Raw genomic sequence first — 5,707 nt, forward strand, 5'->3', positions numbered from 1 at the left:
GTTTTTGTTTTTTTGAGCCGCCGCCCCCGCCTCGGCCGTGCGCGCGGGGGGCGGGCGGGGGCGGGCGCCCCCCCCCCCCCCCCCCCCCGCGCAGCACCTCCTCGGCGACCACGCCCGCGTGCCGCTCGGGCAGCCAGTGCCCGCCGTCCACCGAGCGGTGCCGGTAGGCCCCGCGCACGTGCGCGCCCGTCCCGGCGACCGCGGAGCGGGCGAAGAACGGGTCGCGCGCGCCGGAGACGAACGTCACGGGCACCTCGGCGGGCACCGGGCCGGTCGGCCGGCCCGCCCACGGCAGCGCCCGGTACCAGCCCAGCCACGTCGTCAGCGCCCCCGGCTCGGCCGCGCGCACCGCGTACCGCTCCGCGTGCGCCGGCGGCAGCCCCGTGGCCTCCAGCCGCCGCCGCAGCCGCTGCCCGCCCAGCAGCGCCTCCGGCACGCGCGGCAGCTGGAAGAACCCCACGTACGACGAGCGCGCCACCTGCGCGGGGCTGCGGCCCGGCAGGCCCGCCGGGTGCGGCGTGGACACCGCCGTCAGCGACGCCACCCGGTCCGGGTGGTGGGCCGCCACCCGCCAGGCGACCGCCCCTCCCCAGTCGTGCCCGACCAGGTGGCAGCGGCGCGCGCCCACCGCGTCCAGCAGCGCCAGGACGTCGGCGACCAGCTCGTCCAGCGCGTAGGCGCGCCGGCCCGGCGGGCGCGCGCCGGGGGAGTACCCGCGCTGGTCCGGGCGCAGCACCCGCAGCCCGTGCGGCACGAGCAGCCCGGCCACCTCCGTCCACGACGTGCGGTCGGCGGGGAAGCCGTGCAGGCACACCACCGGCTCGTGGCCGGGCCCGCTCGCGGGTCCGGCCGCCGGCCCTCCCACCGGTCCCGAGTCGTCCACGTCGAAGACCAGCCGCCCGGCCGCGCCCGTGCGCTCGTACCGCTCCAGCCGGCCGTCCCCGGCGCCCCGCCCGCTCACCCGACCACCCTCGCCCGCGGCCGCCGGGCGCGCACCCGGGCCCGCGCGCGCCCGGCTCGGTAGGGTCGCGCCGTGCCGCAGCGGACCCCACAGACCGCCGCCGCGGGCACCCCCCGGCGCCCCGGCGCCGCCGTGCTGGGCGCCCTCGTCGCCGGTGCCGCCCTCGCGCTGCTCGTGACCGTCGTCGCCGGCGCCACCGCCGGCGGGATCGTCCTGGCCGCCGACCTGGCCCTGGCCGCCGTCCTGCGCCTGGTCCTGCCCGTGCGGGTCGCCGGGGCGCTGGCCGTGCGCTCGCGCGCCGTGGACGTCGCCGTCCTGCTGGTCCTGGCCGCCGGCTGCGCCGGGCTCGCCTGGTTGCTCCCGTACGCCCGCTGACGCGGGTACGCTCTCCGGGACCATCCAGAGCGACCGAGAGACCTGGCTCGTCGACGTCGCAGCAACCCCGTGGGGTGCTACCGCCAGGACCGATGGGAGTGAGCATGTCCGTCAGCCCTGCCCCCGCGCCCGTGAAGTTCGCGTACTGGGTGCCCAACGTCTCCGGCGGCCTCGTCGTCTCCACGATCGAGCAGCGCACCAGCCACGACCCCGCCTACAACGTCGAGGTCGCCCGCGCCGCCGAGCGCGCCGGGTTCGAGTACGCCCTCACCCAGGTGCGCTACCTCGCCTCCTACGGCGCCGACGCCCAGCACGAATCCACCTCCTTCTCCCTGGCGCTGCTGCTGGCCACCCAGCGGCTGAAGGTCATCGCGGCCGTGCACCCGTACTTCTGGCACCCCGGCGTGCTCGCCAAGTTCGCCGCCACCGCCCAGGACCTCACCGGCGGCCGTCTGGCCCTGAACGTCGTCTCCGGCTGGTTCAAGGACGAGGCCGTGCAGCTCGGCGTCGACTGGCCCGAGCACGACGAGCGCTACCGGCAGTCCGAGGAGTTCATCCGCCTGCTGCGCGGGGTGTGGTCGCAGGACGGCTACTCGCAGCAGGGGGACTACTTCTCCGCCCGCGACATCACCTTCCGCCCGCAGCCGGCCGTGCAGCCGGAGCTGTTCCAGGGCGGCAACTCCACCGCCGCGCAGGCCATGGCCGGGCGGGTCAGCGACTGGTACTTCATGAACGGCAAGTCCGTCGCCGGCGCCGCGGAGCAGGTGCGCGACGTGCGGGCGCAGGCGGCCCTGGCCGGCCGCTCGATCCGCTTCGGGCTCAACGGCTTCGCCGTCGTCCGCGACACCCGCGAGGAGGCCGTCGCCGTCCTGGAGGAGATCGTCGACAAGGCCGACGCCACCAAGGTGGAGGGCTTCCGCGCCGCCGTGCAGGAGGCCGGCAACGCCACGCGGGACCGCAAGGGCATGTGGGCGGACAGCGAGTTCCGCGACCTCGTGCAGTACAACGACGGCTTCCGCACCGGCCTCGTCGGCACCCCCGACGAGGTCGCCCGCCGCGTCCTGGCCTACCGCCTCGTCGGCGTCGACCTGCTCCTGCTGGGGTTCCTGCACGTGCGCGAGGACGTCGAGGCGTGGGGCGAGCTCGTCGTCCCCCGCGTGCGCGAGCTCGAGCAGCGCCTCGTCGACGGCGAGGACCTGCAGCTGGGCGCCGAGCTGGACGAGGCCGTGCGCACGGCCACCGAGCCGGTCCCCGCCTGAGCGCCTCCTCGCGCGGACGGCGCCGCGCCACGTACGGTGCCCCGGTGAGCGCGACCACCGGGACCACCGACGTGGCGGGCACCGCCGCCGCCGAGCTCGTCGTCCTCCTCGCCGAGGACGGCACGCCGTGCGGCACCGCCCCCAAGGCGGAGGTCCACCACGCCGACACCCCCCTGCACCTGGCGTTCTCCTGCTGGGTGCTCGACGGGGCCGGCCGCACGCTGCTCACCCGGCGCGCCGACGCCAAGAAGACCTGGCCCGGGGTGTGGACGAACTCCTTCTGCGGCCACCCCGGCCCCGGGGAGAGCCCCGCCGAGGCGGTGCTGCGCCGCGCCGGGGACGAGCTGGGCGCCGACGTCACCGGCGTGGCCGCCGCCCTGCCCGACTTCCGCTACCGCGCCGTCATGGCCGACGGGACGGTGGAGAACGAGGTGTGCCCCGTCTTCACCGCCGCCCTGGCCGACCCCGGCTCGCCGCTGGCGCCCTCCCCGCTGGAGGTCGGCGACTGGCGCTGGGTCGACGTCGACGAGCTGCGCGCGCAGGTCGCCCGCGACCCGCGCCCGTTCAGCCCGTGGATGCTGCTGCAGCTGCCGCAGCTGCGCCTGCCGTGACGGCGCGCCCCGCCCGCCCGGTCCCGCCCGCACCACCCGCCCGCACCCGGTGACGCGCCGCCGCCTGGCCACGGCCGCCGGGCGCCTGCTGCTCCTCGCCGTCACCGTCGCGGCCGTCGTCGTCCTGGCCCGCACCGTCGACGGCGCCGACCTGGCGCGGCGGCTGCGCGAGGCCGACCCCCGCTGGGTGGCCGCCGCTGCCCTCGCCTCGGTGGTGCCGATCGCCGGCAACGTCGCCTCGATGACGGCGCTGACGCCCGTGCGCCTGCCCGTCGGCTGGACGACGCTGGTGTGGCTGGCCACCAGCTTCGCCAACCTGCTCACCCCCTCCAGCACCGGCGGGGTCGCCCTCACCGTGCGCTACCTGCAGCAGCGGGGGATGGCGGTGGCCGCGGCCGTCGCCACCATCGGCGTCGTGCAGAGCACCTCGGCGCTCGTCAGCGGCGCCCTCGTGCTCGGCGGGCTCGTGACGGCCGGGCGCGCCCTGGCCCCCGCCGAGGTGCCCTGGCCGGCGCTGCTGGTCGTCGTGCTCGCCGCCGCCGCGCTCGCCGGCGTGCTGCGCGCCTCCCGCCGGGCGCGCGAGGTCGTCGGCGCGCGGGTCGTCGCGCCGCTGCGGGAGCTGTGGCCGCGGATGCGGCGCGTGCTGACCTCCCCGGCCCGGCTCCTGCTCGCCCTGGCCGGGCACGTCGCCGTCCCCGTCGGGTTCGCCGCGACCCTGAGCTGCGCCGTGCGCGCCGCGGGCGAGGCCTCCCCGCCGCTGCTGCTCCTGGTGCTCGTCGTCGTCGGCTCCTCGGCCGTGACCGTCGCCGTGCCGGTGCCCGGCGGGGTCGGCGCCTCCGAGGCCGCGCTGACCGCCGGGCTCGTCGCCGTCGGCGTCGCCCCCGCCGCGGCCCTGTCCGCGGCGCTGCTGCACCGCTTCCTCACCTTCTGGGTGCGGGTGCCGCCGGCGTGGGCGGCGCTGCTGTGGCTGCGGCGGCGGCGCTTCGTCTGAGGACCCGCCGGCGAGCCCTTCAGGGCGACAGGCGCACCACCGTCGCCGTCGGCACCGAGGAGTGCACGCCCGGCCCGGGGGCCATGACGAGCACCTGCGCGGGCGGGGCGACCAGCCCCAGCACCGCGCCCAGCCGCCGCAGCCGCTCCGGGTCGGAGTGGCCCAGCGCGTCGTCCAGCACCACCGGCACGCCGTCCTCGGGCGAGACCAGGCTCGCGCACGCCAGACGGACCAGGACCGCCAGCTGCTCGCGCGCGCCGGTGGACAGCTGCTCCCAGCGCACCGTGCGCCCGTGCAGCTCGCGCGAGGCCACCCGCAGGTCGTCGTCCAGCTCGACGTCGAAGGTGTCGCCGAAGACCAGCCGCCCCAGCGCCCGCAGCTTGTCGCGGAACGGGGCGACGTAGCGGCGCCGCGCGGCCGCGCGGTGCCGCGCGAGGACCTCGTGCAGCAGGTCCGCCGCGGCCGCCCGCCGCGCCAGCGCCGCGTGCTCGGCGGCCAGCGCCTCCACGGCGCTCTCGGCGGTGTCCAGCGCCGCCTGCCGGCCCTCCCGCCCGACGAGCTCCAGGCGCACCGTCAGCGTCGCCAGGTCCGCCTCGGTGCGGCGCAGGTCCTCGTCGGCGCGGGCCAGGACGGCCTCGGCGTGCGCCAGGAGGGTGTCGGCGGCGCCGCGCTCGCGGGCGTCCAGCTCGGCGCGGGCGCCGGACAGCTGCGCCCGCGCCTCCTCCAGGGCCGCCGCGGCCGCCGCGGCCGCGCCCTCCAGCACCTCGTCCGGGGCGCCGGCGCGGTCCCGGGCCAGCTGCCCGGCGGCGCGCTCGGCCTCCTCGGCGACCACCCGCAGGGTCGCGTCGCCCCCGCGCACCCCGGCCGCCAGGCCCTCCAGGCGGGCGCGGGCCTCGGCCACCGCCGCCCGGGCGCCCTCCAGCCGCCCCCGGGCCTCCTCCTCGGCCGCGCGCGCCGCCCGCTCGGCCTCGCGGGCCGCGCCCACGTCCCCGGGTGCGGTCCTGCCCTCGTCCCCGCCCTCGTCCCCGCCCTCGTCGGCGCTCGCGCGCGCCGCGAGCAGGCGCTCGTGCTCGGCGCGGTCCTGCGCCACGTCCCCGACCGCGGCGTGCCGCTGCCGGGCCAGGGCCAGGGCGCCCTCGGCCGCGCGGCGCTCGGCCGCCGCCCCGCGGGCCCCGGCCGCGTCGTCCACGCCCGCCTCGGCCAGGACGGCGCGCAGCTCGCGCTGGGCGCCGGCGACCGCCTCGGCCAGGTCGCGCGCCCCGCCGCCGGGCACCACCCGCACGCGCACGAGGCCCTCGACGGCCACCTCCAGCTCGCCGGTCGCCGTGACCTCCCGGGCCCCGGCGGGCAGGACCTCCCCGGCCAGCAGCACCCGCTCGTCCGCCAGTGCCTCCACGACGACCCGGGGCGGGGGGGGCTGGGCGGGCGGGGGCGGCCCCCCGCCCGCCTCCTCGGCCTCCTCGACGCGGCGCCGGCGGGCCTCGACGCCCACCCCGCCCCCCCCGGCCGC

6 protein-coding genes and 1 riboswitch are annotated in these 5,707 nt (G+C 79.4%); of the genes, 4 read left to right on the top strand and 2 right to left on the bottom strand.

All coding sequences use genetic code 11. The features are described 5' to 3' along the window. Positions 1 to 961, bottom strand: a 961-nt coding sequence (locus ACRYMY_RS19365; protein ID WP_432548848.1) for an alpha/beta fold hydrolase, incomplete at its 3' end; no start/stop codon positions are given. A 72-nt stretch (positions 962 to 1,033) separates the two neighbouring features. On the opposite strand from ACRYMY_RS19365, the gene ACRYMY_RS19370 reads away from it, so the two are divergent. From ACRYMY_RS19370 to ACRYMY_RS19385, 4 genes are all read left to right on the top strand, one after another. Beyond that, positions 1,034 to 1,336 carry a DUF3017 domain-containing protein gene (locus tag ACRYMY_RS19370; protein WP_432548849.1) on the top strand — a complete coding sequence of 101 codons (303 nt, stop codon included), beginning with the start codon at positions 1,034 to 1,036 and terminating at the stop codon, positions 1,334 to 1,336. 17 nt (positions 1,337 to 1,353) lie between these two features. Continuing rightward, positions 1,354 to 1,435: riboswitch (SAM riboswitch) on the top strand. A gap of 5 nt (positions 1,436 to 1,440) precedes the next feature. Beyond that, the gene (gene sfnG / locus ACRYMY_RS19375) at positions 1,441 to 2,595 is read left to right on the top strand and encodes a dimethylsulfone monooxygenase SfnG (protein WP_432548850.1); all 1,155 of its coding nucleotides are present in this window, start codon (positions 1,441 to 1,443) and stop codon (positions 2,593 to 2,595) included. 44 nt (positions 2,596 to 2,639) lie between these two features. Beyond that, a complete protein-coding gene (idi, locus tag ACRYMY_RS19380; protein WP_432548851.1) occupies positions 2,640 to 3,206 on the top strand; it encodes an isopentenyl-diphosphate Delta-isomerase in 567 nt (188 codons plus the stop codon). A 49-nt stretch (positions 3,207 to 3,255) separates the two neighbouring features. Next, complete coding sequence (locus ACRYMY_RS19385; RefSeq protein ID WP_432548852.1) at positions 3,256 to 4,197, top strand: lysylphosphatidylglycerol synthase transmembrane domain-containing protein; 942 nt, start codon at positions 3,256 to 3,258, stop codon at positions 4,195 to 4,197. 19 nt (positions 4,198 to 4,216) lie between these two features. On the opposite strand, the gene ACRYMY_RS19390 is transcribed toward ACRYMY_RS19385, so the two are convergent. Beyond that, positions 4,217 to 5,707: ATP-binding protein (locus tag ACRYMY_RS19390; RefSeq protein WP_432548853.1), on the bottom strand; the 1,491-nt coding region annotated here is incomplete at its 5' end.

It is taken from the genome of Kineococcus haloalkalitolerans (assembly GCF_050871905.1).
Classification (GTDB): domain Bacteria; phylum Actinomycetota; class Actinomycetes; order Actinomycetales; family Kineococcaceae; genus Kineococcus.